The organism is Massilia sp. BKSP1R2A-1 (assembly GCF_050586525.1).
Taxonomy (GTDB): Bacteria; Pseudomonadota; Gammaproteobacteria; order Burkholderiales; family Burkholderiaceae_D; genus Telluria.
Window position 1 is genome coordinate 647,097 of the sequence record NZ_JBOBRE010000001.1, and the last position, 25,177, is coordinate 672,273.

Sequence of the window (25,177 nt, forward strand, 5' to 3'; positions counted from 1 at the left end):
AATGCCGCGCGAACGGAACGTTGCGGCCACGAAATAATCCGGAGGTACAATGACTAAAACAACTTTCCTCAATTTTGAGCAGCCGGTCGCCGAGCTCGAATCCAAGATTGAAGAGCTGCGCTTCGTGCAGGACGATTCCGCCGTCGACATCTCCGAAGAGATCGACCGCCTGGCCAAGAAGAGCCAGCAACTGACCAAGGACATCTACGCCAAGCTGACCCCGTGGCAAGTGTCGCAGATCGCCCGTCACCCCCAGCGTCCCTACACGATGGATTACGTGAACGCGATCTTCACCGACTTCCACGAGCTGCATGGCGACCGCACCTTCGCCGACGACCAGTCGATCATCGGCGGCCTGGCCCGTTTCAACGGCCAGCCCTGCATGGTCATCGGCCACCAGAAGGGCCGCGACACCAAAGAACGCGCGATGCGCAACTTCGGCATGCCCAAGCCCGAAGGCTATCGCAAGGCCATGCGCCTGATGAAGGTGGCCGAGAAGTTCGGCCTGCCGATCTTTACTTTTGTCGACACCCCGGGCGCCTTCCCGGGCATCGACGCGGAAGAGCGCGGCCAGTCCGAAGCGATTGGCCATAACCTCTACGTCATGGCCGAGCTGAAAGTGCCCCTGATCGCCACCATCATCGGCGAAGGCGGCTCGGGCGGCGCGCTGGCGATTGCCGTCGGCGACGCGGTGCTGATGCTGCAGTACGCGACCTATTCCGTCATCTCGCCGGAAGGCTGCGCCTCGATCCTGTGGAAGACCTCGGAGCGCGCTTCGGATGCCGCCGACGCCCTCGGCCTGACCGCCCACCGCCTGAAGGCCATCGGCCTGATCGACAAGATCGTCAACGAACCGCTGGGCGGCGCCCACCGCGATCCGAAGCAGATGGCCCAGCTCCTGAAACGCGCGCTGGCCGACACCCTGCGCCAGTTCCAGGGCATGAAGACCAAGGAACTGCTCGACGCCCGTCACGCCAAGCTGATGGCTTATGGCAAGTTCAAGGAAACCCTGCCACGCGAAGAGTGAGTCGCGCAGCTTGAAGCTTTCCACTTTCGCGCAGGCCATGCATGGTCTGCGCGTCGCGTATTCCCCCACCTCCCTTGCCGTCGCCCTCAGCGGCGGACTCGATTCGATGGCGCTGCTGCGCCTCGCCCGCGACTGGGCGGCGCAGCAGAACGTCGCCCTCTACGCCTTCCACGTCCACCACGGACTGAGCGAGAACGCGGATGCCTGGCTGGCGCATTGCGCCGCGGCCTGCGCTGCGCTCGGCATTCCCTTCGACCATCGCCGCGTGGCGGTCGAGAAGGGCAAGTCGGGCATCGAGGCGGCGGCCCGCAAGCTGCGCTATGCGGCGCTGGGCGAGATGTGCCGCGCCCATGGCGCGCGCCTGCTGCTGACGGCCCACCACCTCGACGACCAGGCCGAGACCGTCCTGCTGCAACTGCTGCGCGGCGCCGGCCCGGCCGGCCTGTCCGGCATGGACGCCGCCAACCGCGCGCCCGGCCTGCTGGGCGACCCGGAGCTCGTCATGGCGCGCCCGCTGCTCGGCGTGTCGCGCGAGGAGCTGGAGGCCTATGCGAAAGAAGAGGGCATCGCGTGGGTCGAGGACGAATCGAACCTGGATGCGCGCTACGCCCGCAATGCCCTGCGCCACGCCGTCATGCCGGCGCTGGCAGCCAGCTTCCCCGGTTTTCAGCAGCGTGTCGCCCGCAGTGCCGTCCATGCTGCCTCGAGCCAGCGCCTTCTTGACGAACTGGCAGCACAGGACCTGGCCGCCTGCCTGGATGGCGACGCGGTCGACCTTGCGCGCCTGCAGCTGCTCAGCCGCGAGCGGGCCGACAATCTGCTGCGTCATCTGTTTGCAGAACGCGGCCTGGCCATGCCGTCGACCGCCTGGCTGGGCGAAATGGTGGCCCAGCTGTTCTCGGCGCGCGACGACGCGCAGCTGAAAGTGACGCATCCGGCCTGCCACATCCGCCGCCATCGCGGCAAGCTCCATATCACGCCGCGCCTGCCGGACCTGGCAGGCATGCGCGATCCGGACGACGCCGGCGTGCTCGACAAGCCAGGCCAGTCCTTCCGCTGGAACGGCGAGACGAGCATCGCCTTCCCGGCTTATGGCGGCGTGCTGCATTTCGATGCCGCCGACACGGGCTTCGACCCTGCCTGGCTGCGCAGCCAGGAATTGATCATCGACTTCCGCAAGGGCGGCGAGCGCCTGAAGCCGGCGGCCAACCGCCCGACGCGCTCGCTCAAGCAGCATTACCAGGCGCTGGGCGTGCCAAGCTGGGAGCGCGAAAGGGCGCCGATCGTGAGCACCGATCGCTCCCTCCTGTTTGCCGCCTGGATCGGCATGGATTGCCGGTTTCTAGAGTCAGGACAGGGGGATCGCATCGCCCTGCGCTGGGAGCCGCGGGCGGAATAGGGGGCCATAGTTTCTATACGAAAAAGGTATTACTTTATTTTCTTTTCGTATAGCTTTTTCTCCCCCCGAGCCTTGTGATACTGCGTTGCAGCATGCTAGAGTAAGGGTCCCCTTTTGATCTTTCAACAAGCTGGAACCCTTCCTGATATGGCTTTAATTGTCCACAAGTATGGCGGTACGTCGATGGGCTCGACGGACCGTATCAAGAATGTCGCGGCCCGTGTGGCGAAGTGGCATGACGCCGGCCACCAGATCGTTGTCGTGCCGTCGGCGATGTCCGGCGAGACCAACCGCCTGATCGGCCTGGCCAAGGAAATCATGCCGCAACCGGACCCGCGCGAACTGGACATGATCGCCTCGACCGGCGAGCAGGTGTCGGTCGGCCTGCTGGCGATGGCGCTGCTGGCGATCGGCAAGGACGCGGTCTCCTACACCGGCTGGCAGGCGGGCATCCGCACCGACTCCTCGTTCACCAAGGCGCGCATCCAGTCGATCGACGACACCCGCGTGCGCAATGACCTGAACCAGGGCAAGATCGTGATCATCACGGGCTTCCAGGGCATGGACGAAGATGGCAACATCTCGACCCTGGGCCGCGGCGGTTCGGACACCTCGGCCGTGGCGATCGCCGCCGCCCTGAAGGCCGACGAGTGCCTGATCTACACAGACGTCGACGGCGTCTACACGACCGACCCCCGCGTGGTGCACGAAGCCCGTCGCCTGAGCAAGATCACCTTCGAGGAAATGCTGGAGCTGGCCTCGCTGGGCTCGAAGGTGCTGCAGACCCGTTCGGTCGAATTCGCAGGTAACTACCAGGTCCCGACGCGCGTGCTGTCGTCGCTGACCGATCCCCTGATGCCGCTGGACGAGGAAGCGAAGTCCGGCACACTGATTTCGTTTGAGGAAGAAAGCAATATGGAACAAGCCGTCATCTCCGGTATCGCCTTTCATCGCGATGAAGCCAAGATCACCGTCCTGGGCGTGCCGGACAAGCCGGGCGTCGCCTTCCACATCCTGGGCCCTATCGCCGAGGCCAATGTCGAAGTCGACATGATCATCCAGAACCAGTCGGTGGACGGCAAGACCGACTTCACCTTCACGGTCTCGCGGGGCGACTACGCCAAGGCGATGAGCGTGCTGGAAGCCCAGCGCGAGTCCCTGGGCGCCGCCAAGGTGCTGGGCGATGCGAAGGTGTCGAAGGTATCGGCCGTCGGCGTCGGCATGCGCAGCCATGTGGGCGTGGCCTCGCAGATGTTCCGCACCCTGTCGGAAGAGGGCATCAACATCATGATGATCTCGACCTCCGAGATCAAGATTTCGGTCCTGATCGACGAGAAATACATGGAGCTGGCCGTCCGTGCGCTGCACAAGGCTTTTAACCTCGAGCAAGCTTAACAATTTTCAAAATTTTCGGGCGTGCGTCCTTGACGCAACGTGCACCAGCCCTTAAGATGCGTGCACTCAGCGCTGACTGACATACAAGTCGGCACTGATTGGAGACGTGGCCGAGTGGCCGAAGGCACTTCCCTGCTAAGGAAGCATACGGCTTATACCCGTATCGTGGGTTCGAATCCCACCGTCTCCGCCAAAAACACCGAAAAGCCCCTATGAAGGGGCTTTTCTCTTTTCTGCTACCCCCGTTCCTACCTACGTCCTAAACAAGTTCGGTTTTCGTGCCGGTCGGCAGTGCTGCCTGCCAATCCGCGATCGCCTGCGCGTCCCATGCGACCGCGCGCGGGCCGAGTTGGATCGGCGCCGGGAAGGTGCCGGCCTTGATCCGTTTGTAGATCGTGGCCCGTGCGAGGCCCACGGCCGTCATCACGGCCGGCAGGCGAAGGAATTGTTTCGGAGCGTTCATCAGTTGGTCCCGGTTCGTTTCGTGTTTGGTGCGCGCGGCGCCCGCTGCGCCATCGCGATATCGACTGCCGCATCCAGCTCGTCCCCGTCCAGCAGCGCGACCATGCCGCCGGCGGCGTCAAGGCTGGCGACCATTGGCGCCGCCGAGCCGGTCATCTTGTCCGCCTTGTCGCGCAGCCAGAGGTACCGCGCGGCGTTGCACTGCAGGTCGAGCAGGGCAGACTTGCCCAGGCGCTGGCCGCCGATGACGAGCAGCTGACGCTGTTCGTCTGGCGCCAACCGCTCGATCCGCGCGCGCAGCTCCGCGATCTCGGCGACCATCGCTCGCTCGACATCGGTTGGGGCGTGCAAGGGGTAGGCCTCGCCCAGGCCCAGGCGTTCGCGCCAGGTCTTGATCATGCAGCACCGCCTTCGTTTGCCGTCTTGTGCGCGTCCGGGTGGCCCTCCGCTGCCGCGTCGACCGCTGCAGCTGCCATGGCGGCACCGATGTCGTGCAGCACAGGTCGGCCGGTGGGGATTTCGTACGCTTGTGGCTGGCGCTGTAGCGCCTCACCACCACGGTCAGAGCCAATATCCATGCGGGTTTCGCGCTGGCGCTGGCCGATTTCACGACCACGGTTGGTTTTGTGCGCGGCGATGACAGCCTGTGCGCGCTCAACCCATTCGGGCGAATGGTAGGGAAGCACATCTTCTACCAGCGCGCCCTCGAGCACCTCGACTACCTGGTCGAGGGACGAGGCCGGTACTGGTGCCGCGGCGGCGGCGTCGGCCTCGGCCGCCCAGGTCTCCGAGTTGCCGACGCTGGTCAGCTTGAACAGCGGCGCCAGGATGCCGCCGAAGCGGTCCTTGTGTCCAAGCGCTTCCTGCAGGCCTTCGACGACTCGGCTATTGCGACCGTCGAGGAACTGCTGGCCGGCGGGCAGCTGGTGATGCCAAGCCACCGGGCCAATCACGTCCGCGTGGTCGGCCAGCGTGGCGGCCGGCGCCGGCGCACGGGCCAGCTGCAGTAGGCGCCGGTGCAGGCTTGCGACTCCGTCGGCCCGGCCGTTCAGAAACAGCGTACCAACGCCGGCGATGGTTTCGCTGGCCAGCTCCTGGACAATCGTAGCCAGCGCCGCGGTATCGATCATGATGATCTTCATTTCGTAAAAATCTCCAGTACAGTGAGCAGGACGCCGAACAGGCGGTCGATGACAAAGCCTCCGACCAGAATCATGGCGAGGAAACCAGCATTTGCTGCGGCCCTGGTGCGCGCCAGGCGAACGAGCGCAGGAGCTGCGGTGCGGAAGGTCTGGTAGCCGGGCATCAGGCGCCTCCCTCAGGTCCAGAGGCCGCAACCCGGCGCACGATGGCGACGACGGCCCAACCTCCAATGTGCTGCACAAGCGCGTCGCAGAGAGCCAGCAGTCGCGCCGACTCGGCGCCGAACAGCAGCATCGTCTCGAGCGTGCCGGCCTGTTCGAACCTCATCTTTCGGGCGACTTCCATCACCTGGGTGATGACACGCAGCGAGCGTTCCTTACCCGCCGGACTGGTTTCAGAGCTGCGAATCGCATCCGATGTCATGACGAGAGCTGCAGCTGGCGAGAGCAGGTACTGATCACCGTCCGGGGTGAAGTGCTTGCTCATACCGCACCTCGCGCGATCAGCCAGCAGGCGAGACCGACGTATGCCGACACAGCGCCGCCCAACAAGACGCCGTGAAGCGCCGCCTTCGCCATCGCGCTCCTCGCCGCCAGCACGAGCCAGGCAGCAGCAAACAGGACGAGCATGGCGGCGCCAGCAAGTTGGAGCACATTCATGCCGCACCTGCCGCTTCTACGCGCGCGTCGCCCATGTCGAAGTGTTTCGCCAAGCCGGCCAGGATCTCGGCCTGATCATCGTCGCTGAACTGATCAAGGCGCCACAGCACCTCTTCCAGCATCATGCCGCAGCGGCCGGCGTGCGACTTCACCGCGACGCCCTCGAAGTCAGTTACGCCTAGGCTGTGGTGCAGCAAGACGAGCGGCCCTTCATGACGCTCACCTCCCGGGGGCGTAGGAGCGCGCTCGATTCGGTAAGAGCATTCCGCCGGCGAGTCCCAGGCGCGCTGCGCAGCTTCGTCGTCCACCAGCTCGGCCGCGTGGGACCGCGCCAGGTCTTCCTCGACCACGTTGCCATGTTCGTCAACCACGTTCCACTTCGCCGAGAAGTCGAAGCCCATCAGCGCATAGGGGCCGAGTCCATACTGCGTGGCGGCACCGGCCAGCACATAGTCCTGATCTCGGCCCGGCACGAAGTCCTCGACGTGGGTGAGAAGCCACTGGACCGATTCAGTCTTAAATCGCTTGCCCTCTGCGTCGACAAAGTACACGGTGATCTCGTCAAGGCCAAAGCCGAGGCCGAGATTCCCGCCTGCGAATCGCAGAGGGAGATGAATCGTGTGTACGCCTTCGATCAGCACACCGCCGGCTTTTTGTTGCGGAATTGCAAAATCAACGATTGATTTTTCCGCAACACTCGTGTTAGCATTACGCTGCTCCATAAACGAGCTCCAAAAATTTAGGTTGTACGAGGCCATCCAGCGTTGCAGCGCCGGGTGGCTTTTTTGTTTTCACGTACTGATCAGGGAACCAAGCCCGTCAGCGATCTACAACCTAAGGTTACAACAAAAAAATTGAGTTGCAATAAAAAGTTGTAATCAAATCGGCGCGAAAGTTGTAGTCGGCGTAAACTTCCGAAATGGCTCGCATGGTGCGGCGATACAAAAGCCCGCGAGTGCGGGCCTGGAGGGTGGGCATGACAAAGTCCCAGTTAGCAGGGTATTGGCTGCAATAGGAGATTTTGATCTACTTCGTTGGCGGCTGGGCCAGGCTAGCGCTTTGGGCGTTACAGACGCCGTGCAGATCGTCCAATGCGCGACGGGCCTCCAGGTGGGGGATCTGGAACATGCCTAGGGAAGGGGGGAGTTACACGTTGGTGGTATAGCCGTTTAAGTGAGCGTCACCTTTTGCAATCGGTGACTCAGTCGCGTCTTTTCTCATCTTCGCGACGTACGTGGTTCGCTTTTTGATCTCGATCTGCGCAACCAACATCGCTTCTCTACTTGCCTCGATGACCTGATAGAGTCGCCAGCTATCAAAAAGCCCGCCACACCAAAACCCCAGCGTGACGCATAAAAGGTAAGTCATAGCTACGGGGAGCGCGACTCCTTGCAGGCTGGGCAGTTGTGCCAGAAGGACTGTCGTGATCGAGGCTGCAGCCAGAAGGACGTTCGTGATCACGGTTGCAATGACTTTTTTCCGCGTATTACGAGCAAAGTTCATGACTCGTTCGCGCGAGTCCGTTGGAAGGTCCTCTAGCTTCTCAAAAGCCGACAGCTTCGTCAGACAGCCCGCCCAGCTCGCGGTCAAGAGTCCGCCTAGAGTAAGAAAGCCAGAGGCGAATCCGGTTGCCTTGATGAGTTCGTCAAAGATCGCCGGAGACCAGTGCCTAGTCGCCGCTGCTACCGCTGCTCCAACGATGGCAAGCCAATATCTCATGCCTCAATGGTCACTGTTAATCGCACCAGTGTCAATCAGACTTTCCAGCCATTGCCTCATAGCTTCATAAGCGTCCTCTAGCACCAGGACTCCATCAACGGCTGCGACCGTGCGAGAGTCATGTACGCGCATGAGGCTTCCCTTCACGGTTCCCACACCCTTGACCTCAGCAAATACCATATCCGGATCATCAACGTGCCGCATGGCCTCCATCAGCGAACGCATCACGTCGTTGTCACTGACATCCGCGTGTCGACCTACAACCTTGATCTCGAACGTCAGTCGGATGTCCTTCGTGTCCATGAGCTCTTTTGCCGAGAGAGCGTCATACTTCGCATCAGGCAGGACCGCTTTGAGCATGCTCATGCCGATGCCAGCTGCGGATTTTATGATCTCTGTTGGCGATTTTTTCGCAGGGTCAGCAGGGGTGTACTCGAAGAACGGCGCCTGAAGAGCTATGCGCTTAATTGAGTTCTTGCTCAGCTTTTTCTTGACCTCGTTCGGAATCGTATCTGTCAGCTTAACGTTGACCCCTTTGACCAAGACCCCGGATTCATGCAACAGCCAGTTCAAATGGCTTTCCAGAGACTCATTACGAAGCGATTTCGATTGGATGAGCACCACATGATTATCTCGAACTCCAAAGTACAGTGGCGATTCCATAAATCGCTTACCAAGAGGAGGGGCAAGCTTCGTCACATCGAGCTCATCCTTTTCTTCGTCCGTATGTTCAACGGCCATATGATGCAGCCCTGGCGAATATAAAAGCAAGACGCCAAACTGGAAGCCACTCAGCGCCCGAGGTGAGTTCACGAATCGAAGCCACTCTTGAGGCGGCGCATCAACATCGTTGATATTAGCCTCGTACGTAATTTCGTGACGCTGCTTAGCTTTGAACTTTTTTAGAGCCTTCGCTAAAAGATTTTGCAGAGTATCAGTGGTCGGCTGAGTGAAAGCCGCTTGTTTATAGAAGAAATGCTTCTTAATTTTATTGGGCTTTACCAAAACTAAGTCTCCGATTAAACCGATTGATAAGAAAATTCAATCATCATTCTGCGGCAGATCCAGCCGCACGCCATAGTTGCCGGCGCCTTCCGGGCCCCGATCCCATCCGCCGCAAATGATCGCCGCGCACTCGAAGGCCTCATGCTCGGCAAGCTTCCCGTACCGCACAGTGCGGCGGAACGCGCGCGCAGCTTCTCGCGGCAAGTGCCCGACCTGGCGGCCTTGGATCGACACGCGGACTGCCTGCTTGTCGTGCTCGTTATCGTCCTGCAGCTCGAGGCGCGCGCGGACCTCGATGTTCACCGGTTCTAGCCCGCGTGGCCCGCAAAGCGCGGCGAAGGCCTCGGGATAGAAGCTTTCGCCGGCGACATTGATCGGGTAGTAACCTGGCCCGCGGATGAATGGAACTTCGATCTCTGCCATACCGCCTCTATCGCAACTTATGTCTATGCTCGACGACGACACCCAGCACAGTCAGCTTTTCCGTATCGCTGCGCATCACCGGGTAATCGTCGTTTAGCGGAACAAGCTCAAAAACCATATTCCCGCTCGCATCAATCCCGCGTGGGCGGTATTTCTTGAACGTCGCCTGATTACTGCCATTTCGTGCGATGACGAAATTGCCGGGATTCGGCGTCAGCTCAGGATCCACGATTAAGCGGTCGCCTGGTTGGAACATCGGTGCCATAGAGTGTCCTTCGACGTCGAGTCCGAAAGCCCAGCGTGACAGCCTAGTGTCGCTCGTATATTCGACTGCGTACCCGTCACCAGGCTCATACGGGTTATCCATGTCCCTCAAGGCTCCCGCCTGGATGGATGAGATTACCGGTATGGGACGCAGCTCAGCGGGCGCAGGACGAACGTTCTCGTCAAAACTAGGCTGAGAATGCGACGGACCGCCCGCAGTTGACCCGACCTGAGCCTCGCCACCCTCCAGCCCAAACTTGAGATAAGAAGGGGTGACGCCAAAGAATTTAGCCGCAGCGTCCAAATTTTTGCCTCGAGGCTCTGTAACCCCGGCCACCCACTTTTGAACGGCCTGGGGCGTCACCCCGAGCACGCGAGCAAACTGAGATTGATTGCCGCCATTTTTTGCTTGGAGCAGCGCTTGTAGTCGGGTTGCCATAGTATCCATAGGCATCACATTACAACTATTTGTTGTACGGCGCAACACAAAAATAAGTTGTAATCGATCCGGAACGGCTGTAACATAAAGTTGTAGACATCGAACCGGACTAACGCTATGGAAACTGGTATTGCAAAAGCGATTCGGATCGCGGGTAGTCAGAGTGCGCTCGGGAGCCTTCTCGGCCTTACCCCGCAAGCCGTTCAAAAATGGGCCGCTCAAGGTTCAGTTCCTGGGGAGCGGTGCAGGGAGGTTGAAACGCTGCTGAGCGGGCAAGTTACCCGATACGAACTGAACCCAGCTGTGTTCGGCGAGCCGCCAACGTCCTGTTCAAACTAGCTTCCTGATCCACCCCAAACAATAGCCGCCGACCGCTCATTCGCTCGGCGATAGGGCCCCTGTACGCCCAAATTTTGGAGAGCAGCATGAAATCCTTCCTCAAGCGCGTCGTCATGGCGCTGTACAACTGGGGCCTGATCAGCGACCTCGCGGTGCAGCGCGCGTTCCAATGCTTTGACCTGCGGAGCGCGTGAAGAACATGGAAGCAGCTCGCAATCCCTTGGTGCTTGAGCTCCATCCGCTCTGCACACTGTTCCCCCGCCTGGAGGGCGCCGAGTTCGAGGCGCTGAAGGCCGACATCATCGCGAACGGCCAGCTCGAGCCTATTACTGTGCATGACGGACAGGTGCTGGAAGGTGGCAATCGCTACCGCGCTTGTATTGAGGCGGGCATCGAGCCGATCCTCAAGGACTTCACCGGCGCGAACCCGGTCGCGTTCGTGCTTTCCGCGAACCTGCACCGCCGCCACCTGACACCTGGCCAGCAGGCCGCTATCGTCGCCAGCGCGCAGGACTGGACTCGGGCACAGACGGTCGGCAACCCTGCTTTCAAAGGTGACGCGCAAAAGTGCAACGGTGCACCATTGGAGACGGCAGCCGATCGCGCAGCCCAATCTGGCGCCAGCTTGCGCACCCAGAAGATGGCAGACAAGGTGGCCAAGGCTTCCCCGGACCTGGCCAAGCAGGTCGCACACGGCGAGATCAGCTTGCCGAAGGCGCTGGAGCAGCTGGCGCCGAAAGTCGCGGAAACGCCCAGGGCACCAGCTTGGCCATTCCCGAACGCGTCGCCCGGTTCGCCGGCGGCCGACTTCAATGCCGCCCAGCAGGTAGGCCAGCATGATGCACCGGACGAGCAGCCAGAGCAGTCGCCTGGGGGCGAGCCTGAGCCAGACCCGTTTGATCTTGTGGTGGCCGAAAACAAGGCTCTCGAGCAGGAAAAGCTCGCCCTTCAAGGCGAGATCGCGGCGCTGAACGAGCGGATTGCGATCCTGACCCGTGACGATATCGCCGCGGCTGCCGACGAGTGGAAGCTCAAGTTTGAGCAGCTGGCCGGCCGGAATCGCCAGCTGCAGCAAACGGCCCACGACGCCCAGACGGCGGAGAAGCGCGCGAGCGAGATGCTGGCCAAGGTTCGCCGCGCCCTGGGCGTGGAATCGAATGCGGAAATCCTTCCAGCGCTGTCCGAGCGGAGGGCCGCATGAAGCAATCGTTTGATCTCCGCCCGTACCAGGTCGACAGCGTCGAGGGCCTGCGCAACCTGATCCGTCAGGGCGTGCGCAACATGATCCTTTCGGTGCCGACTGGTGGGGGCAAGACCGTCATCGCCTCATACCTGACCGCCGAGTGCTACGGCAAGGCGGGCAAACGCGCCGTGTTCGTCGCCGACCGCATCGCGCTGATCAACCAGACCAGCGAGACCTTCGACAGGTACGGAATCCCGCACGGCGTGGTCCAGGGCGACCACTGGCGCTTCAAGCCGTGGGAGCGCGTCCAGGTGGCCAGCGCGCAGACGCTCGCGAAGCGCGGATGGCCCGACGCCGATCTCATCATCGTGGACGAGTGCCACGCGATCCAGGCGACTGTCGCCGAGCGCCTCGCCGGCCGGGATACCGTCGTCATCGGCCTGACCGCAACCCCAATGACCCAGGGCTTGGGCAAGCTGTACGACGGCATCGTCACCGTGATCACCACCAACCAGCTCATCGCCGCCGGGTTTCTGGTGCCGTTCCGCGTCTACGCGGCGAGCGCGCCGGACATGACCGGCGCCAAGACCAGGGCCGGCGAGTGGACGGACAAGGACGCGGCTGAGCGCTCGATGCCGATCATCGGCGACTGCGTCGAAGAATACCTGCGCCACGCCGCGGGGAAGAAGTTCATCGCCTTCGGGTGCAACGTCGAACACTGCGAGGAAATGCAGCGCCAGTTTGCCGCGGCCGGCGTCGTCAGCGAGCTGTACACCTACCGCACCGACGACGCCGCGCGCGACCCGCTGGTCGAAGAGTTCCGCAAACCCGACAGCAGCGTGCGCGGCCTGATCAGCGTCAGCGCCCTCAGCAAGGGGTTCGACGTGTCCGACGTCGAGGTCATCATCATGGCGCGCCCGCTCAAGTCCAGCCTGGCCGAGCACATCCAGATCCTGGGCCGCGGCCTGCGAATCCATCCGGGCAAAAAGGAATGCATCGTCCTCGACCACAGCGGGAACTGCGTGCGCTTCTGGGGCGCGATGCAGCACTTCCTGGAGAAGGGCATCACCGAACTGGACGACGGCATGAAGAAGAAGCAGGTCAAGGTCACGCCCGGCGAGAAGAAGCCGGTCACCTGCCCGAACTGCAAGCACGTTCACACCGCAATGCCGGCCTGCCCGTCATGCGGCCACTCGTACAAGAAAAAGCAGCCGGTCGAGCACGTCGCCGGCTCCCTGCACGAAGTGAAGGGCGGCACGAAGCCGGCGCCACCGACCCAGCAGGAGAAGCGCGAGTTCTTCGCGCAGCTGAACCACATCGCCCTCGAGAAGGGCCGTAAGCCCGGCTGGGTCTCGCACAAGTACAAGGAGAAGTTCGGCAGCTGGCCCGACTTCAACGAGCCTGTCGTCATGGTGCCGTCGCCCGAGGTGCTGAAGTGGGTCAAGTCGCGCGATATCGCATTCGCAAAGGGCGCGCGCAAGTGAACGACTTCCTGAACTTCGCGCGGGCCAACGGCATCATCGTGCCCGACACGTTCACGCCTGGGCGCTGGATTCGCTGCAGCACCGAGAGCCACCCGCGCAAGAAGAACGGCAGCATCAAGCTGGCCGACGACGGCTTGGTCGGCTGGTGCCAAGACTATGCCGCGCACGTCGAGCCGATCATGTGGCGCGCCAATGATGGCGCTGCGCTGGCCGCGCCCATCGACCGGGCCGCGATTGCCCGCCGCCAGCTGGAACGTCGCCGCGCGCTGATCGAGGCGACACTCGGCGCGCGCGCCTTCTACGCTGCCTGCGCGCCGCTGCGCGACAGCCACCCATACCTGGCCGGCAAAGGCCTGGGCGTGGCCGGCTGCCTGGGCCTGCGCGTCGACACGGCAGGTTGGCTCGTCGTGCCCATGCTCTACAACGACAAGATTCTCAGCGTGCAGCGGATCTCGCCAGAGGGCGAGAAGAAATTCCACTTCGGCGCGACCACCAAGTGCGCCTACTACGTCATCGAGCGCCAGGGCGCCGCCGTCACCGTCCTGGTCGAAGGCTTCGCCACCGGCCTGACGATCTTCCAAGCCGTCCCGAACTGCCGCGTGATCGTGGCCTTCAACGCCGGGAACCTGGTGGAGGTCGCCACGCGCATGAAGCGCCACGGCATGGGCGTCGTTTGCGCCGACAACGACCACGAGACCGAGAAGCGCATCGGCCGCAACCCGGGCCTCGACGGCGCGCGCGCAGCAGCTGCAGTGCTGGGCGTCGGCGTGGCCTACCCGACGTGTGCCGGGACCGACTGGAACGACTACGTCATGGAGCAGATGGAACTTGCCGTCGCCGGCCAGTCGTTCAGCTTCAGCCGCAAGCGCTCCGTGACCCAGATACAGGCCGCCGCATTCGCCGACGTGAAGCTGAAGGTGATGCGGGAGGCGAAGCTGATGCGCGTCAATTAGCGCCAGCACCAGGTGGAGCGGGCGACACCTCAAAAAAACGAGCAAGGGCATGGCATCGGCCCACACCGCATAAAGACCGGCCGCCACTGACGACCACCAGGGCACAGCGAGAACAAGGCGCAGAGGGGGCCTTGGCGAGGCCTGAGAGCACAGGCCGGACCGAACAGAGGTACAGAGTTGGAATGCTTGGCCCGTTTGGCAGGCGCATTCGCCAGAGAGTGCGTCGATCGAAAGGGCGAGGGGGCGGCCTGGGCGTACCGCAGCGGAATTGACCACCCGCGAACACGCCACTTTCGATGAAAGTTTTTGCTGATTTTGCTCGGGGGCCGCAAGACACCCCTTACAACCACTTCCACAGCTTGAGGGGTCCAACCAACCCCTCTAAATGACAACTATGGCCGAACGAAACGTGAACGAGAAAATGCGCGCGCTGCCCGACAAGATCGAACGGCGCATGGCTGCCCTGGTGCAGATGGGAGAGTTCGATCAGAACGACGTGACCCACTGCCGCCGCACCTACTGGAGCGCGCGGGACGACTGGCACAAGATCCTGGTGGACTGCTACGAAGCTGCCCAGCAGCGCCAGCAGCAGCCCGCGCAGCTGGAGATGGCATGAGCACCGCGCCGCTGGTCGTGATGCTGCCGTTCCCGGATCGCCGCTTGAACCCGAACAGCTCGAAGGGGACGCACTGGGCGGCCACCGCCGATAAGCGCAAGAAGGCGCGCCGCGATGCTGCCTGGCTGACGACCGCGGCGCTCGCAGGCCGGCGCGTTGAGCAGGGCAGGGAGCTGGCGCTGGTGATCACGTTCATCCAGCCCGACCGCCGCGCCCGCGACCGCGACAACCTGCTGGCGGCCTGCAAGCCGATGCTCGACGGCGTGGCCGACGCGCTGGGCGTGAACGACAGCCAGTTCGAGCCGGTGACGATCCGGCGTGAGTACGGCGGTAAGCCGGGCGCAGTGAGGGTCGAGGTGCGTTAAGAGGTCAGGGAAGTGCCTTCAGCACCTTTTCTGCTGTGTCCGCGTTTTTCTCCATGCGCTGGCAGCCTGCCATCATTTTTTCGGTCGCCTTGTTCGGGCTCATCGAATGTGCAGATTTGAGCACTTCCAGAATCGTGTCCTCACACTGTTTTTTCGAGGACATCATCTCGGAGATTGCTGCAAGGGCTGTTGCTTGATAGATGAAGTAGCCAGCAATGAGGACGCCACCGATGGTAATAGATTTCATAGCGAAAGAATAAAATAGTTGCGATACGGAAAGATAGCACGAGTCCGAACAAGTTCGCACGACCGGCATCTGAAAATTTTCCCAAATTTAACATTTACTACTGGAAAAATTCCTCTTGGCATGGTACGCTGGCTCGGTCGTTTTTACGGAAGAGTTAAATCATGGGATTCGCAGACCGCTATATCGCCTCGCTCGGCGCCACGAATCTCAAGGACGACGAGCGCCACCATCAGGCTGAGCCTCTGACCGCTGCCGCGATGGCGTGCGTCGGCGCCGGCGATCTCGGCGCGCTGCTGCACCGCGCGAAGTACGCGGATACCACGCTCCGCAACATGGCCCGCGCGATCAACGCACGCACCCAGCTGGAGAAGGAACTCGCGGAGGCGGCCCGGATGAAGGGCGCTGCCGCAGCACGTGAGGCCGAGTGCCGGCAGGCGCTGGAAGGCGACACTGCAGAGTTGGAGCGCAGCGTTGCAGCCCTGGCGCCGCTGCTGCGCTTGTGGACCGAAGCCGTGATGGAGCGCGGCCGCCGCCGTAAGTGGGTCCCGGAAAACACCGCATGGGATGCAGCCTCCGCCCAGAAGCTGTATCGCACCGTGGCCGAGGCCTCTCTGGCGCACTGGCTGGACAGTAAGTGCAAGTGCTGCAACGGCACTGGCCTGAGCGAGCGCCGCGTGTGCAAGCCGTGCAACGGCACCGGCGAAGCGCCGATCGAAGGGAAGGGTGGTTTCGTGCTTGAGCGGACCAAGGACATGGTCGCTGAGCTGCACAACATGGCCATGAGCCACGCGGCAAGAGCGGCTTCCAAGCTAAGGTAATAGTAGGTTTCAGCTATTTACCGAGGGCTGCATTGGGAATTTTTGTGGCATCCAACACAATTGACGTTCTTTATTGAACTATAAGCGTATGTGTACTAGACGACATACGCTTTTTCGATTATCGGTCTATCAATTCCACGGATCGAGGTCCCAGCCGCTCTTGCGGCAATAGTTCTCATTGATCCTTACGAAGTGATCAGTTTCCTCGCCGATCCTGTACCAGTTTCCAGAGCACGTGAACTCGGACTGGCCTACGATCTGGGACATACTTGCATCGCTATAATAAATGTTTGTGTATCCGTACGGCGGTGCCGCGTAGGCTGCGGCAGTAACGATGGCAAGCGCTGCCGCGAAGAGAGATGCTTTTTTCAGTTTCATGTTGGTCTTTCTTTAGTTGAAAAGGGAAAGCAGTTCACATGGAAAGGTAAAGCCGCATTTTTTTGCGACCAGGAAACGGTACCATGCTGAGATTATTACTTCAATCGAACACTGCACTTTACCTATGGTGGGTAATGAAACGGAGTACTTACAATAACGATGGGTTTAAAGTCTCTACCTGTCACTTAATTGAAAAAGTTTTCTGGATAATGAACTTCACGTCCAACACTACTGTATACGCACAGCAATTTCGTGTATTATTCAGGCTTCACTTACAGGACACAAACGATGCGCTAATCAGCTCTTATCCTTTCTTCCAGCACCCGTAATGTGCGCATGAGCGCCACCGATAGCTGGAAGTCGCGACAGTACCCCAGCCTTTGATGCTGTCGCTCGTCCCTACAAAGCCCGCCGTCTGAGCGGGCTTTTTTCATGCCACCGACAAAGTCAATTCGTGGCCGATCGCTTCCATGGCTTCAGCGATGCGATCGATCTTGGTCGCGTGCTCCAGGTCGGTCAGTCGGTTCACCTCTTGGCGTGTAGTGCCCAAGCGCCGGGCCAGTTCGGACGGCGCGATGCCTTGCGCCAGCATCGCGTTCAGCAGATGAACCTTGGCAGCGACGCTCAACGGGAGATCGATAAGTCGATCGCCTTTTGCGGCGCGCGAAGGAAGAGGGACGGCCCGCTTCTCATCGAAGTAGATGGTCATCGCTTCGCGCAAGACGTCGCGCGCCATGGCCAAGGCCTCGGCCTCGTCGTCGCCCTGGGTGATCGCTTCCGGAATATCGCGGAAGGTGACAACGAACCCGCCTTCGTCGGCAGGGGTGAAGATCGCAGGATATTTCATAAGTGCCCTCTGATAGGGTAAGGAATTGATTGGTCGGTGAACAGGAAGCCCCTTTCGGGGCGTCCCTCACTTCAAGTTCAGCTGTTTCTTAACACCTTCGACAAGTCCCGTTTTCAGTTCCTTGCTCGGGTGTCTCGGTAGGAAGCTTGTCTTGCCGTTCAGTTTGACTTTCGTGTGGTTCGCACCCTCCTCGAAAGTCGCTCCGAACTGCTTGAGCCACTTCACAAACTCGCTTTGCTTCACCGACCCTCCGTTGTTTGTTTCAGTGATGCTAGTGTAATCAAAAATGATTACATGTGCAAGCGCTTTCGTAATCTTTTTTGTGTACTTTGTTCCTGCTCTGTCTCGGCATCAGGCTTGCTCCAGCCGCCCCCGCAGGAATGCGCCGGGCAACTTTCTATTGAGGCGCTCATGTCCCGTGGTCCTGTGTTCGTGCGAGTTGAGATCGACGGCATGGAGCAGCGCCGCCAGGCCGAGCCGCTCCACCTGTACAACGACGCCGGCCAGCTGGTGGCCACTGCGTTGCGGCCTATGACGGTACCGGGTGAGCACCTGGTCGAGCGCCTCGGCACCTACCCCAAGATCATCAGGGAGACAGCATGACTGACCTGGCGCTTATCTACCGCGATCAGATGGTGCGCGCCGTGCTTGGCTCGCGCCCGGCGATTCTGGCTAAGGAGGCCGACACCACGGCACTTGAAAGGATGGCGACCCGCTTGGCCGAGGACGAGCAAGCCCTCGAGCACCTGCGCGCACTTGGCTATGGGCAGCGTGGCATGACGCTGGTGGAGATCGTGAAGACCATCCCGCCCGCGCCAGAGCGCGCCGCCCAGCTCCACGATATCTGGGTGCCGCAATGATCCGCACCAGCCAGATCGGAAGCGCGCTGGTTGCGGCGCTGGGACTGCCCAAGCAAACCAGCGCGTTCACTCTTCACGCGCGCGCCGGGCAGATTGTCACGGTCGAATGCGAGTACGCACCAGAAAGCGACCTGTTCGCCACCGAGCTGGCCCGCTATGGGCTGGTGGCGCTGGACAGTCCGCGCAAGCCAGCCGCGCATCCTGCCGACGCCATGGGTTACGACGCATGGGAGGCACAGCGAAAAGAGCTTGCCCACCGCGAGTTCATGCACCGAACCAACAGATTGCCCTGACATGGCAGCACGACCGAAATCCATCTGTCGCAAGGTGGCCTGTGGCGCCTTGATAGACGCTCCAGGCTACTGCGCACGGCATGCCAAGCAAGCCACTGGCTGGAACCGCTCGCACGGTGACAAGACCAGCGCCGACCGTGGCTACGGCTACGAATGGCAGCAGCGCCGCCTCCGCGTGCTCAAGCGTGACTGTGGGCTGTGCCAGATCAAGGGGCAGCGTTGCACCGTGATCGCCACCGAGGTCGACCACACCGTCAACAAGGCCACTGCCCGCGCCCAGGGATGGACAGACGAGCAGATCGAGGCCGAAGCGAATCTTCAGGCGACCTGCTCCACCTGCCACCGGGAAAAGACCCGGGCCGAACGGGGAGGGGGAGCCTAGGTCTCTGGCCCGGTCGGCCCCTAGACCGACTAGCTAACTTGATTTTTATCTCCGCAATTCGGACTTTCGACTTTTTGGAGTTTTAGCATGCCCAAACCCCGAACCCCCTCGGCGGTGCTGGAGGCTCGGGGTGCTTTCGACAAGGATCCGGCACGGCGCCGCGAAGACTTCGAGGCGGCCGAGTTCGACCCGGCCCCACCCGACTACTTCAGCGACGCCCAGCGCGCGGTGTGGCACGAGATCGTCGCCGCTCTGCCGCCGTCCGTCCTGCAGGCCACCGATCGCATGGCTGTAGAACTAGCCGCGCGCCAGGTCGCGTACTTCCGCGTCACCCCTGACCCGGACGTCACCGCGGCGCAGCTGGCCCAGATCCGCACGGCGCTGGCTGTGCTCGGCATGACGCCGGCTGACCGCTCGCGCGTGTCCATGAAGAAGGCGCCGAAGGTCAACGCGTTCGCCGACCTCCTGGGCGAGAAAAAGGCGCACTGATGACAGCCGCCGATTATGTCGGCATCGGTCTGGGGTACGCACAGGACGTCGTGAAGGGGAGGATCGTCGCGTGCAAGTGGGTCAAGCTCGCTTGCAAGCGACACCTCGACGACCTGAAGGCCAGCAAGCGAAAGGCCTACCCGTACTATTTCGACGAAGCCGCCGCCAACAAGGTTTGCCGGTTCCTGTCGCTCATGCCCCACACCAAGGGCAAATGGGCGCGCAGGCGCGAGCTCATCAAGCTAGAGCCCTGGCAGTGCTTCGCGTTCATCTCGCTGTTCGGCTGGAAGATCAAGAAGAACGACCGGCGCCGGTTCCGGAAGGCCTATTTCGCGGTGCCGCGGAAGAACGGCAAATCGATCATCGGCTCCGGCCTCGGCCTGTTCATGTTCGCCGCCGACGGCGAGTTCGGCGCCGAGGTCTACTCCGGCGCCACAAACGAGAAGCAGGCCTGGGAAGTGTTCCGGCCGGCGAAGCAGATGCTCGAGCGTACGCCCGACCTGCAGGAGCTGCTGGGCGCCGAGGTCTGGGCAAAGGCGCTGCTGGTGCCAGAGGACGGTTCGCGCTTCGAGCCAGTGATCGGCAAGCCGGGTGACGGAGCGTCGCCATCCTGCGCGATCGTCGACGAATATCACGAGCACGACTCCTCCGACCTGGTCGATACGATGGAGACCGGCATGGGCGCGCGCGAGCAGCCGCTGCTCCTGATGATCACGACCGCCGGCTTCAACATCGCCGGCCCGTGCTTCGACCAGGAGCAGGACGCCAAGAAGGTGCTCGAAGGAGTGCTGGACGATCCTGAGCTGTTCGCGCTGATCTACACGATCGACGAGAAGGACGACTGGACGAGCCCGGCTGCGCTGCGCAAGGCGAACCCGAACTTCGGTATCTCCGTCGACGAGGATTTCCTGCTGTCGCAGCAGCGGCAGGCGATGCAGAGCGCGTCGAAGCAGACTCGCTTCAAGACGAAGCACCTGAACATCTGGTGCTCGGCGAAATCCGCCTGGCTGAACATGCTGGAGTGGGCGAAGTGCGCCGACCGCACGCTGCGCCGTGAGCAGTTCAAGGGCGAGCGCTGCTACCTGGTGCTGGACCTGGCGAGCCGCTCCGACGTGTGCGTGCTGATGCTGATGTTCGTCCGAGAGATCGAGGGCAAGCAGCATTTCTACCTGTTCGGCGACTACTACCTGCCGGAATTCGCCATCGAGAACGCGGAAAAAAACGCGAACGCCTACCGCAAGTGGGTGATCGAGGGCTTCCTGCAGCAGCACGATGGCGCCGAGATCGATTTCGACCTGATCGAGGAGGACATGCTGGCCCTGGTGGCCGAATACGGGCCGGACGAAGTCGTCTTCGACCCGTTCCGTGCCGCCCAGCTCGAGCAGCGCCTCACGAAGAAGGGCGTCACCGCAGTGGAGGTGGGCCAGACCGTCAAGAACCTGTCGCTGCCAATGAAGGAATTCGAAAGCGCGATCAAGGCTGGCCGGGTGCACCACGACGGCAATCCGATGCTGACCTGGATGATGTCCAACGTCGTAGCCAAGCTCGACGCCAAGGACAACATCTACCCGCGCAAAGAAAAACCCGAGCAGAAGATCGACGGCCCCGTGGCCGCGATCATGGGCGTCGCCCGCGCAATCAGTGGCGCAGAAGTCACGAAATCATGGTGGGACAAAGATTGAAATTCCTCGACCGCATACTAGGGCGCAAGTCTGCCCAGCGTACCGACGCCCAGATCATGGACCTGATCGACGGCCGTGGTGGCGCCATCATCGCCGGCGTGCACGTCAACGCGCTCACCGCGCTGCAGGTCTCCACCGTGCTGGCCTGCGTCAAGGTGATCGCCGACGGCTGCGCCACGCCGAAGCTGCACGTCTACCGAGAAAAGGACGACGGCAGCCGGGAAAAGGCGACCAACATCCCCGAGTACCGGCTGCTGGCGCGTCGCCCGAATGAGTGGCAGACCTCCTTTGAGTGGCGCCGGCAGATGACCATGCACGCCGCGCTGGAAGGGCGCGCACTCTCGATCAAGGTTCGCGGGGACAACCACCGCGTACGAGAGCTCATCCCGGTACCGCCGGGAAGCTGGACCATCGAACGGATCTCGCGCTACGAGGTGGTCTACCACTGCTGGGACGAGTTCGGCCGAATCGGCACCTTCAGCTCGGACGACGTGTTCCTGCTCAATGGCCTCCAGTGGGACTGGGTCCGCAACCTCGACGCGGTGAAGCTGGCCCGCTCGGCAATTGGCCTGGCGCTGGCCACGGAGCGCAGCCAGGCGGCGATGCACCAGAATGGTCTGCGCCCGAGCGGCGTCTACTCGGTCGACACGACTCTCAACGAGGAGCAGCACACGCGCCTGACAGGCTGGATCAAGAAGTTTGCGGGCTTGGCGAGGAACGGCGATCCCCTGGTGCTGGACAACGGCGCGAAGTGGACGCCGACCTCTCAGACCGGCGTCGACGCCCAGCACGTCGAGACGCGCAGGTTGCAGATCGAGGAAATCTGCCGCGGCTACGGCGTCTTCCCGATCATGGTCGGCCACAACGACAAGTCGGCGACCTTCGCCAGCTCGGAAGCGTTCTTCGCCGCGCACGTCAAGCACACGCTGGCGCCCTGGCACATGGCCTGGACGCAGCGCATGGACGAGATGCTGCTCGACGGCTCGGGCCCACTGTTCGGCGAGTTCGACATCCGCTACCTGATGGCTGGCTCCATGAAGGACCGCGCGATGTGGGCGCGGACCATGGCCGAAATGGGCATTTACACCCGCAACGAGATCCGGGACGAAGAGGGTAAAGACCCGCTCCCTGGCCTGAACGATCCGCTGACCCCGCTCAATATGGCGAAGGGCGGCACCCAAGGAAACCCTGATGAAGACGATCCCGAAGACGACTGACAAACGCGAACGGAAAGACCTGGGGGCACCGGCCCAAGCCAGGCCGGCGCCGCGCGCAGCTGCAACGGCGCCGCTCGAGCGCAAGAATGCCGCCAGCGGCCGGGAAACCCGTTCATATGCACTGCAGATCAAGGCGGTCGGCGACGACGGCACGGTCGAGGGCTACGGCTCGATCTTCGGCGTGCGCGATAGCTATGACGACGTGATTGTCGCTGGCGCCTACGTTGTTTCGCTTGCCGCGCACAAGTCGGCCGGCACCATGCCCGCCATGCTCTGGCAGCACGATGCGACGGCACCCATCGGCGTCTGGCTCGAGATGGTCGAAGACGCCAAAGGGCTGCGCATCAAGGGCAAACTGGCGCTGGACACGGTCAAGGGCGCCGAAGCCTACGCTCTCCTGAAGATGGGCGCGCTCAACGGCCTGTCGATCGGCTTCGTCGCAAAGCAGTGGGGTTACGACCGCGACACGGACGTGCGCACGCTGACCGAAGTCGACCTGTGGGAAGTATCCCTGGTCACGTTCCCCGCGAACGAGAAGGCGCGCATCACCGGCGTCAAGGCGGCCGACGTCGCCGGCATCAAAACCATTCGTCAAGCCGAACAGGCCCTGCGGGATGCGGGCTTCTCGGCCGACACGGCCAAAGCGTTCCTCGCCGAGGTCAAACGCATCGCCTTGGATGAGCGGGACGCTCATGAGGCTGCTGCGGCATTGAAGGCCGCCAACCGGCTGCTCGAAACCCTCACCTCGTGAAAGAAGATTACATGAAGAAGACCCTCCTGCTGGCCGCGACCATGGCCGCACACTTCGCCGCGTTCCAAGCCAAGGCCACGGCGGTCCCCTACGAAAAGCGCGAAGAGCCGACCCTGAAATCGGTCGCCGAAGCGATCGACAAAATCAACACGGCCTTCTCCGAATACAAGAAAGTCAACGACCAGCGCATCGAGGCGATCAAGGCCGGCCAGAGCACCGCCGACCTCGACGCCAAGCTGGCGAAGATGGACGAAGCGATTTCCTCGCTGTCGGAGCAGAAATCGCGCCTGGAAAAGGTCGAAACCAAACTGGCGCGCCCCGGCGCATTCACCGGCGGCGAGCGCGAGCAGCGCGAAAGCCAGGAAGAAGCGGAATACAAGGAAGCGCTGTTCGACTGGATCCGCTCGCCGAAGGACTTCGAGCGCGAGCAGCGCATGCACCAGACCTACAGGGCGCTGGAAGCCAAGTCCGCCGCGGGCGGCCGCGAGCGCCGCTCCACGCAGGCAACCGTCGGCAACAACGCTGCCGGCGGCTACGCCCTGCCCGAAGTGATCGAGCGCACCATCGCCCGCCTGTCGGTCGACATCTCGCCGATCCGCCAGATCGCGACCGTCCGCACCGTCGGCAGCACCGACTACAAGGAACTGTTCGACATCGGCGGCGCCGGCTTCGAATGGGTGGGCGAAACCGACACCCGCAACCAGACCAATACTCCGGACCTGGTGGAAGTCGCGCCGACCTTCGGCATGGCGTCGGCCAAGCCCCAGGCGTCGGAAGAATCGCTGGATGACCTGTTCTTCAACGTCGAAGACTGGCTGACCAGTTCGGCTTCCGAATCGATGGCGACCGGCGAAGGCGCAGCGTTCATCTCGGGCAACGGCGTCAAGAAGCCGACCGGCATCCTGGGCGGCCCGGCGCCGGTCGCCACCGCCGACGCGTCGCGCGCCTTTGGCACCCTGCAGTACCTGGCGTCCGGTCAGGCTGCGGCGATGCCGACCAACCCGGAAGTGTTCCTGGATATGGTGTACGCGCTGCGCGCCCGCTACCGCAACAACGCGCAGTGGCTGACCAGCAAGCTGATCCTGGCCGCGATGCGCAAGTATAAGGACGGCGACGGCCGCTACCTGTGGCAGCCGGCGCTGACCGCTGGCCAGCCGGCTACCTTCTTGGGCTACGGCATCACCGAGGCCGAAGACATGCCGGCGCTGGCGGCGAACTCGTTCCCGCTGGCATTCGGCGACTTCAAGGAAGGCTACCTGATCTGCGACCGCGTCGGCATGCGCATCACCCGCGACGAGATCACCACCCCGGGCTTCGTGAAGTTCTACGTGCGCAAGCGCGTGGGCGGCAAGCTGCGCAACACCCAGGCGATCAAGCTGCTGAAGATCGCGGCTTCGTAATCCACCACCACCCAGCGAGCGGGTCACTTCGGTGGCTCGTTCTATTTCAGGAGCAGCAATGAAACTGATCGCGAAAGCAGCCTTCAGCTGGGCGCATCGCGGCGTGCAGGTGGAGCATTTCGCCGAGGGCCAGGTGATCGAAACCGACGACCAGGACCTGATCGACGTGTCCGAGCGCGAAGGCTGGACAGAGCGCGAGGGCGCAAAGAACTCGGCCCGCACACCGGTGCCTGACGCGGCACCCGCCCTAAAACCCGAACCCGAGCTGGAAAACGTGCATGACCCCGCACCCGCTCTGGGAGAGGCCGCACCGGCGCCGACCGGCGGCCGCCGCAAGAAATAAGCCATGGACGCCCGCACCGCCGCTTGGCTCGCAAAACTGCGCGCCGAGGCGGAGGTGCCCGGCACCATCTTGGTGTGCGCAGGTCGCCTGCGCCTCCGTCCCGATGAAATAGTCGGCATGTCCGACGCCGAGCTGCTCGCACTGCGCGCGCAGTCCGCTCAATGATGAAAGGCAGCACATGCCGCAACTCCAGAAATTCCAGGACTTCGCCGAGCAGGTGCTGCGCGCGAAGCACGACTTCGGCTCGCACGTGTTCAAGGTCGCGCTGACCAACGTGGCGCCGGCCGCGACCGCTGCGTTGCTGGCTGACATCACCCAGGTGACTGGCGGCGCCTACACCGCCGGCGGCTACGTGCTCGACGGAGTCACGCTGAGCGAGACCGGCGGCACCGCCAAGGTCGTGATCACCGACGAGGTCATCACCGCTGCCGGCGGCTCGATCGGTCCGTTCCGCTACGCGGTGGTCTACAACGACTCGTCGAGCGGCAAACCCCTGGTCGGCTTCGCTGACCGCGGCGATAGCATCACGCTGCTCGACGGCGAGGGCGTCACCCTCGACTTCGATCCAGCGGCCGGCGTACTGACCCTGGCCTGA

Annotated in this window: 37 protein-coding genes and 1 tRNA gene; 23 read left to right on the top strand and 15 right to left on the bottom strand. The window is 62.3% G+C overall.

Features of this window, described 5'->3' with window-relative positions; all coding sequences use genetic code 11:
* The first annotated feature begins 49 nt into the window (after window positions 1-49).
* The 4 genes from ACQ7JA_RS02960 (at window position 50) to ACQ7JA_RS02975 (ending at window position 4,014) form a co-directional block, all read left to right on the top strand.
* Window positions 50-1,027 (top strand): acetyl-CoA carboxylase carboxyltransferase subunit alpha, encoded by a 978-nt coding sequence (locus tag ACQ7JA_RS02960; RefSeq protein ID WP_430894405.1) that lies wholly within the window; start codon window positions 50-52, stop codon window positions 1,025-1,027.
* 37 nt (window positions 1,028-1,064) lie between these two features.
* The gene (gene tilS / locus ACQ7JA_RS02965) at window positions 1,065-2,426 is read left to right on the top strand and encodes a tRNA lysidine(34) synthetase TilS (RefSeq protein ID WP_430894523.1); all 1,362 of its coding nucleotides are present in this window, start codon (window positions 1,065-1,067) and stop codon (window positions 2,424-2,426) included.
* Between the two features lie 147 nt (window positions 2,427-2,573).
* A complete protein-coding gene (locus ACQ7JA_RS02970; protein ID WP_430894406.1) occupies window positions 2,574-3,821 on the top strand; it encodes an aspartate kinase in 1,248 nt (415 codons plus the stop codon).
* Between the two features lie 100 nt (window positions 3,822-3,921).
* A tRNA-Ser gene (locus ACQ7JA_RS02975) sits at window positions 3,922-4,014 on the top strand.
* Window positions 4,015-4,080: 66 nt separating this feature from the next.
* Here ACQ7JA_RS02975 and ACQ7JA_RS02980 read toward each other — a convergent pair.
* The 11 genes from ACQ7JA_RS02980 to ACQ7JA_RS03030 form a co-directional block, all read right to left on the bottom strand.
* The gene (locus ACQ7JA_RS02980) at window positions 4,081-4,284 is read right to left on the bottom strand and encodes a helix-turn-helix transcriptional regulator (protein WP_430894407.1); all 204 of its coding nucleotides are present in this window, start codon (window positions 4,282-4,284) and stop codon (window positions 4,081-4,083) included.
* Entirely contained in the window at window positions 4,284-4,682 is a 399-nt protein-coding gene (locus ACQ7JA_RS02985; protein WP_430894408.1) for a hypothetical protein, read from the bottom strand. Before ACQ7JA_RS02985 ends, ACQ7JA_RS02980 begins: the two co-directional genes overlap by 1 nt.
* Window positions 4,679-5,425 carry a hypothetical protein gene (locus ACQ7JA_RS02990; protein WP_430894409.1) on the bottom strand — a complete coding sequence of 249 codons (747 nt, stop codon included), beginning with the start codon at window positions 5,423-5,425 and terminating at the stop codon, window positions 4,679-4,681. Before ACQ7JA_RS02990 ends, ACQ7JA_RS02985 begins: the two co-directional genes overlap by 4 nt.
* Window positions 5,422-5,589, bottom strand: a complete 168-nt coding sequence (locus ACQ7JA_RS02995) for a hypothetical protein (protein ID WP_430894410.1) — start codon at window positions 5,587-5,589, stop codon at window positions 5,422-5,424. The genes ACQ7JA_RS02990 and ACQ7JA_RS02995 overlap by 4 nt, the downstream gene beginning before the upstream one ends.
* Entirely contained in the window at window positions 5,589-5,912 is a 324-nt protein-coding gene (locus ACQ7JA_RS03000) for a hypothetical protein (protein ID WP_430894411.1), read from the bottom strand. Before ACQ7JA_RS03000 ends, ACQ7JA_RS02995 begins: the two co-directional genes overlap by 1 nt.
* On the bottom strand, window positions 5,909-6,085 hold the full coding sequence (locus tag ACQ7JA_RS03005) for a hypothetical protein (protein WP_430894412.1): 177 nt from the start codon (window positions 6,083-6,085) through the stop codon (window positions 5,909-5,911). The genes ACQ7JA_RS03000 and ACQ7JA_RS03005 overlap by 4 nt, the downstream gene beginning before the upstream one ends.
* Window positions 6,082-6,807, bottom strand: coding sequence for a hypothetical protein (locus ACQ7JA_RS03010; protein WP_430894413.1), 726 nt, complete (start codon window positions 6,805-6,807; stop codon window positions 6,082-6,084). The genes ACQ7JA_RS03005 and ACQ7JA_RS03010 overlap by 4 nt, the downstream gene beginning before the upstream one ends.
* 424 nt (window positions 6,808-7,231) lie before the next feature.
* Complete coding sequence (locus tag ACQ7JA_RS03015) at window positions 7,232-7,804, bottom strand: hypothetical protein (protein ID WP_430894414.1); 573 nt, start codon at window positions 7,802-7,804, stop codon at window positions 7,232-7,234.
* Between the two features lie 3 nt (window positions 7,805-7,807).
* A complete protein-coding gene (locus ACQ7JA_RS03020; protein WP_430894415.1) occupies window positions 7,808-8,809 on the bottom strand; it encodes a hypothetical protein in 1,002 nt (333 codons plus the stop codon).
* Window positions 8,810-8,845: 36 nt separating this feature from the next.
* The gene (locus ACQ7JA_RS03025) at window positions 8,846-9,232 is read right to left on the bottom strand and encodes an HIRAN domain-containing protein (protein ID WP_430894416.1); all 387 of its coding nucleotides are present in this window, start codon (window positions 9,230-9,232) and stop codon (window positions 8,846-8,848) included.
* A gap of 7 nt (window positions 9,233-9,239) precedes the next feature.
* On the bottom strand, window positions 9,240-10,157 hold the full coding sequence (locus ACQ7JA_RS03030; RefSeq protein ID WP_430894417.1) for a LexA family protein: 918 nt from the start codon (window positions 10,155-10,157) through the stop codon (window positions 9,240-9,242).
* On the opposite strand from ACQ7JA_RS03030, the gene ACQ7JA_RS03035 reads away from it, so the two are divergent.
* From ACQ7JA_RS03035 to ACQ7JA_RS03060, 6 genes are all read left to right on the top strand, one after another.
* A complete protein-coding gene (locus ACQ7JA_RS03035; protein WP_430894418.1) occupies window positions 10,053-10,274 on the top strand; it encodes a transcriptional regulator in 222 nt (73 codons plus the stop codon). The genes ACQ7JA_RS03030 and ACQ7JA_RS03035 overlap by 105 nt on opposite strands.
* A gap of 199 nt (window positions 10,275-10,473) precedes the next feature.
* On the top strand, window positions 10,474-11,475 hold the full coding sequence (locus ACQ7JA_RS03040) for a ParB/RepB/Spo0J family partition protein (RefSeq protein WP_430894525.1): 1,002 nt from the start codon (window positions 10,474-10,476) through the stop codon (window positions 11,473-11,475).
* A complete protein-coding gene (locus tag ACQ7JA_RS03045) occupies window positions 11,472-12,941 on the top strand; it encodes a DEAD/DEAH box helicase family protein (RefSeq protein WP_430894419.1) in 1,470 nt (489 codons plus the stop codon). Before ACQ7JA_RS03040 ends, ACQ7JA_RS03045 begins: the two co-directional genes overlap by 4 nt.
* On the top strand, window positions 12,938-13,894 hold the full coding sequence (locus ACQ7JA_RS03050) for a toprim domain-containing protein (RefSeq protein ID WP_430894420.1): 957 nt from the start codon (window positions 12,938-12,940) through the stop codon (window positions 13,892-13,894). The genes ACQ7JA_RS03045 and ACQ7JA_RS03050 overlap by 4 nt, the downstream gene beginning before the upstream one ends.
* A 409-nt stretch (window positions 13,895-14,303) precedes the next feature.
* On the top strand, window positions 14,304-14,510 hold the full coding sequence (locus ACQ7JA_RS03055) for a hypothetical protein (RefSeq protein WP_430894421.1): 207 nt from the start codon (window positions 14,304-14,306) through the stop codon (window positions 14,508-14,510).
* The gene (locus ACQ7JA_RS03060; RefSeq protein WP_430894422.1) at window positions 14,507-14,875 is read left to right on the top strand and encodes a hypothetical protein; all 369 of its coding nucleotides are present in this window, start codon (window positions 14,507-14,509) and stop codon (window positions 14,873-14,875) included. The genes ACQ7JA_RS03055 and ACQ7JA_RS03060 overlap by 4 nt, the downstream gene beginning before the upstream one ends.
* A 4-nt stretch (window positions 14,876-14,879) precedes the next feature.
* Here ACQ7JA_RS03060 and ACQ7JA_RS03065 read toward each other — a convergent pair whose 3' ends face one another.
* Window positions 14,880-15,122 carry a hypothetical protein gene (locus ACQ7JA_RS03065; protein ID WP_430894423.1) on the bottom strand — a complete coding sequence of 81 codons (243 nt, stop codon included), beginning with the start codon at window positions 15,120-15,122 and terminating at the stop codon, window positions 14,880-14,882.
* A gap of 161 nt (window positions 15,123-15,283) precedes the next feature.
* Between ACQ7JA_RS03065 and ACQ7JA_RS03070 the strand changes: the two genes are divergently transcribed.
* A complete protein-coding gene (locus ACQ7JA_RS03070) occupies window positions 15,284-15,940 on the top strand; it encodes a hypothetical protein (protein WP_430894424.1) in 657 nt (218 codons plus the stop codon).
* Between the two features lie 129 nt (window positions 15,941-16,069).
* Here ACQ7JA_RS03070 and ACQ7JA_RS03075 read toward each other — a convergent pair whose 3' ends face one another.
* The 3 genes from ACQ7JA_RS03075 to ACQ7JA_RS03085 form a co-directional block, all read right to left on the bottom strand.
* Window positions 16,070-16,318, bottom strand: coding sequence for a hypothetical protein (locus tag ACQ7JA_RS03075; protein ID WP_430894425.1), 249 nt, complete (start codon window positions 16,316-16,318; stop codon window positions 16,070-16,072).
* 430 nt (window positions 16,319-16,748) lie between these two features.
* Window positions 16,749-17,165, bottom strand: a complete 417-nt coding sequence (locus ACQ7JA_RS03080; protein ID WP_430894426.1) for a type II toxin-antitoxin system HicB family antitoxin — start codon at window positions 17,163-17,165, stop codon at window positions 16,749-16,751.
* 66 nt (window positions 17,166-17,231) lie between these two features.
* The gene (locus ACQ7JA_RS03085) at window positions 17,232-17,408 is read right to left on the bottom strand and encodes a type II toxin-antitoxin system HicA family toxin (RefSeq protein WP_430894427.1); all 177 of its coding nucleotides are present in this window, start codon (window positions 17,406-17,408) and stop codon (window positions 17,232-17,234) included.
* Between the two features lie 168 nt (window positions 17,409-17,576).
* Between ACQ7JA_RS03085 and ACQ7JA_RS03090 the strand changes: the two genes are divergently transcribed.
* The 12 genes from ACQ7JA_RS03090 (at window position 17,577) to ACQ7JA_RS03145 (ending at window position 25,177) form a co-directional block, all read left to right on the top strand.
* Window positions 17,577-17,768, top strand: coding sequence for a hypothetical protein (locus ACQ7JA_RS03090; protein WP_430894428.1), 192 nt, complete (start codon window positions 17,577-17,579; stop codon window positions 17,766-17,768).
* On the top strand, window positions 17,765-18,025 hold the full coding sequence (locus ACQ7JA_RS03095; RefSeq protein ID WP_430894429.1) for a hypothetical protein: 261 nt from the start codon (window positions 17,765-17,767) through the stop codon (window positions 18,023-18,025). Before ACQ7JA_RS03090 ends, ACQ7JA_RS03095 begins: the two co-directional genes overlap by 4 nt.
* The gene (locus tag ACQ7JA_RS03100) at window positions 18,022-18,318 is read left to right on the top strand and encodes a hypothetical protein (RefSeq protein WP_430894430.1); all 297 of its coding nucleotides are present in this window, start codon (window positions 18,022-18,024) and stop codon (window positions 18,316-18,318) included. Before ACQ7JA_RS03095 ends, ACQ7JA_RS03100 begins: the two co-directional genes overlap by 4 nt.
* Window position 18,319: 1 nt before the next feature.
* Window positions 18,320-18,700, top strand: a complete 381-nt coding sequence (locus ACQ7JA_RS03105) for an HNH endonuclease (protein ID WP_430894431.1) — start codon at window positions 18,320-18,322, stop codon at window positions 18,698-18,700.
* Between the two features lie 87 nt (window positions 18,701-18,787).
* Window positions 18,788-19,189 carry a hypothetical protein gene (locus ACQ7JA_RS03110; RefSeq protein ID WP_430894432.1) on the top strand — a complete coding sequence of 134 codons (402 nt, stop codon included), beginning with the start codon at window positions 18,788-18,790 and terminating at the stop codon, window positions 19,187-19,189.
* On the top strand, window positions 19,189-20,871 hold the full coding sequence (locus ACQ7JA_RS03115) for a terminase large subunit (protein WP_430894433.1): 1,683 nt from the start codon (window positions 19,189-19,191) through the stop codon (window positions 20,869-20,871). Before ACQ7JA_RS03110 ends, ACQ7JA_RS03115 begins: the two co-directional genes overlap by 1 nt.
* Window positions 20,868-22,088, top strand: a complete 1,221-nt coding sequence (locus ACQ7JA_RS03120) for a phage portal protein (protein WP_430894434.1) — start codon at window positions 20,868-20,870, stop codon at window positions 22,086-22,088. Before ACQ7JA_RS03115 ends, ACQ7JA_RS03120 begins: the two co-directional genes overlap by 4 nt.
* A complete protein-coding gene (locus tag ACQ7JA_RS03125) occupies window positions 22,063-22,839 on the top strand; it encodes an HK97 family phage prohead protease (protein ID WP_430894435.1) in 777 nt (258 codons plus the stop codon). The genes ACQ7JA_RS03120 and ACQ7JA_RS03125 overlap by 26 nt, the downstream gene beginning before the upstream one ends.
* 11 nt (window positions 22,840-22,850) lie before the next feature.
* Entirely contained in the window at window positions 22,851-24,239 is a 1,389-nt protein-coding gene (locus tag ACQ7JA_RS03130; RefSeq protein ID WP_430894436.1) for a phage major capsid protein, read from the top strand.
* 58 nt (window positions 24,240-24,297) lie between these two features.
* The gene (locus tag ACQ7JA_RS03135) at window positions 24,298-24,582 is read left to right on the top strand and encodes a HeH/LEM domain-containing protein (protein ID WP_430894437.1); all 285 of its coding nucleotides are present in this window, start codon (window positions 24,298-24,300) and stop codon (window positions 24,580-24,582) included.
* 3 nt (window positions 24,583-24,585) lie between these two features.
* Window positions 24,586-24,747: a hypothetical protein gene (locus tag ACQ7JA_RS03140; protein ID WP_430894438.1), complete on the top strand. Its 162-nt coding sequence runs from the start codon at window positions 24,586-24,588 to the stop codon at window positions 24,745-24,747.
* 13 nt (window positions 24,748-24,760) lie between these two features.
* Entirely contained in the window at window positions 24,761-25,177 is a 417-nt protein-coding gene (locus ACQ7JA_RS03145; RefSeq protein WP_430894439.1) for a hypothetical protein, read from the top strand.

Bases quoted from the DNA above. Each gene is read 5' to 3' on its own strand.
- ACQ7JA_RS03025 (WP_430894416.1), bottom strand. From the start codon at position 9,232: ATGGCAGAGATCGAAGTTCCATTCATCCGCGGGCCAGGTTACTACCCG.
- ACQ7JA_RS02970 (WP_430894406.1), top strand. From the start codon at position 2,574: ATGGCTTTAATTGTCCACAAGTATGGCGGTACGTCGATGGGCTCGACG.
- ACQ7JA_RS03035 (WP_430894418.1), top strand. From the start codon at position 10,053: ATGGAAACTGGTATTGCAAAAGCGATTCGGATCGCGGGTAGTCAGAGT.
- ACQ7JA_RS02960 (WP_430894405.1), top strand. From the start codon at position 50: ATGACTAAAACAACTTTCCTCAATTTTGAGCAGCCGGTCGCCGAGCTC.
- ACQ7JA_RS03000 (WP_430894411.1), bottom strand. From the start codon at position 5,912: ATGAGCAAGCACTTCACCCCGGACGGTGATCAGTACCTGCTCTCGCCA.
- ACQ7JA_RS03010 (WP_430894413.1), bottom strand. From the start codon at position 6,807: ATGGAGCAGCGTAATGCTAACACGAGTGTTGCGGAAAAATCAATCGTT.
- ACQ7JA_RS03040 (WP_430894525.1), top strand. From the start codon at position 10,474: ATGGAAGCAGCTCGCAATCCCTTGGTGCTTGAGCTCCATCCGCTCTGC.
- ACQ7JA_RS03110 (WP_430894432.1), top strand. From the start codon at position 18,788: ATGCCCAAACCCCGAACCCCCTCGGCGGTGCTGGAGGCTCGGGGTGCT.
- tilS (WP_430894523.1), top strand. From the start codon at position 1,065: ATGCATGGTCTGCGCGTCGCGTATTCCCCCACCTCCCTTGCCGTCGCC.
- ACQ7JA_RS03045 (WP_430894419.1), top strand. From the start codon at position 11,472: ATGAAGCAATCGTTTGATCTCCGCCCGTACCAGGTCGACAGCGTCGAG.
- ACQ7JA_RS03105 (WP_430894431.1), top strand. From the start codon at position 18,320: ATGGCAGCACGACCGAAATCCATCTGTCGCAAGGTGGCCTGTGGCGCC.
- ACQ7JA_RS03125 (WP_430894435.1), top strand. From the start codon at position 22,063: ATGAAGACGATCCCGAAGACGACTGACAAACGCGAACGGAAAGACCTG.
- ACQ7JA_RS03070 (WP_430894424.1), top strand. From the start codon at position 15,284: ATGGGATTCGCAGACCGCTATATCGCCTCGCTCGGCGCCACGAATCTC.
- ACQ7JA_RS03080 (WP_430894426.1), bottom strand. From the start codon at position 17,165: ATGAAATATCCTGCGATCTTCACCCCTGCCGACGAAGGCGGGTTCGTT.
- ACQ7JA_RS03065 (WP_430894423.1), bottom strand. From the start codon at position 15,122: ATGAAATCTATTACCATCGGTGGCGTCCTCATTGCTGGCTACTTCATC.
- ACQ7JA_RS03090 (WP_430894428.1), top strand. From the start codon at position 17,577: ATGTCCCGTGGTCCTGTGTTCGTGCGAGTTGAGATCGACGGCATGGAG.
- ACQ7JA_RS03145 (WP_430894439.1), top strand. From the start codon at position 24,761: ATGCCGCAACTCCAGAAATTCCAGGACTTCGCCGAGCAGGTGCTGCGC.
- ACQ7JA_RS03075 (WP_430894425.1), bottom strand. From the start codon at position 16,318: ATGAAACTGAAAAAAGCATCTCTCTTCGCGGCAGCGCTTGCCATCGTT.
- ACQ7JA_RS03130 (WP_430894436.1), top strand. From the start codon at position 22,851: ATGAAGAAGACCCTCCTGCTGGCCGCGACCATGGCCGCACACTTCGCC.
- ACQ7JA_RS03005 (WP_430894412.1), bottom strand. From the start codon at position 6,085: ATGAATGTGCTCCAACTTGCTGGCGCCGCCATGCTCGTCCTGTTTGCT.
- ACQ7JA_RS02990 (WP_430894409.1), bottom strand. From the start codon at position 5,425: ATGAAGATCATCATGATCGATACCGCGGCGCTGGCTACGATTGTCCAG.
- ACQ7JA_RS03100 (WP_430894430.1), top strand. From the start codon at position 18,022: ATGATCCGCACCAGCCAGATCGGAAGCGCGCTGGTTGCGGCGCTGGGA.
- ACQ7JA_RS03135 (WP_430894437.1), top strand. From the start codon at position 24,298: ATGAAACTGATCGCGAAAGCAGCCTTCAGCTGGGCGCATCGCGGCGTG.
- ACQ7JA_RS02995 (WP_430894410.1), bottom strand. From the start codon at position 5,589: ATGCCCGGCTACCAGACCTTCCGCACCGCAGCTCCTGCGCTCGTTCGC.
- ACQ7JA_RS02985 (WP_430894408.1), bottom strand. From the start codon at position 4,682: ATGATCAAGACCTGGCGCGAACGCCTGGGCCTGGGCGAGGCCTACCCC.
- ACQ7JA_RS03060 (WP_430894422.1), top strand. From the start codon at position 14,507: ATGAGCACCGCGCCGCTGGTCGTGATGCTGCCGTTCCCGGATCGCCGC.
- ACQ7JA_RS02980 (WP_430894407.1), bottom strand. From the start codon at position 4,284: ATGAACGCTCCGAAACAATTCCTTCGCCTGCCGGCCGTGATGACGGCC.
- ACQ7JA_RS03015 (WP_430894414.1), bottom strand. From the start codon at position 7,804: ATGAGATATTGGCTTGCCATCGTTGGAGCAGCGGTAGCAGCGGCGACT.
- ACQ7JA_RS03140 (WP_430894438.1), top strand. From the start codon at position 24,586: ATGGACGCCCGCACCGCCGCTTGGCTCGCAAAACTGCGCGCCGAGGCG.
- ACQ7JA_RS03115 (WP_430894433.1), top strand. From the start codon at position 19,189: ATGACAGCCGCCGATTATGTCGGCATCGGTCTGGGGTACGCACAGGAC.
- ACQ7JA_RS03095 (WP_430894429.1), top strand. From the start codon at position 17,765: ATGACTGACCTGGCGCTTATCTACCGCGATCAGATGGTGCGCGCCGTG.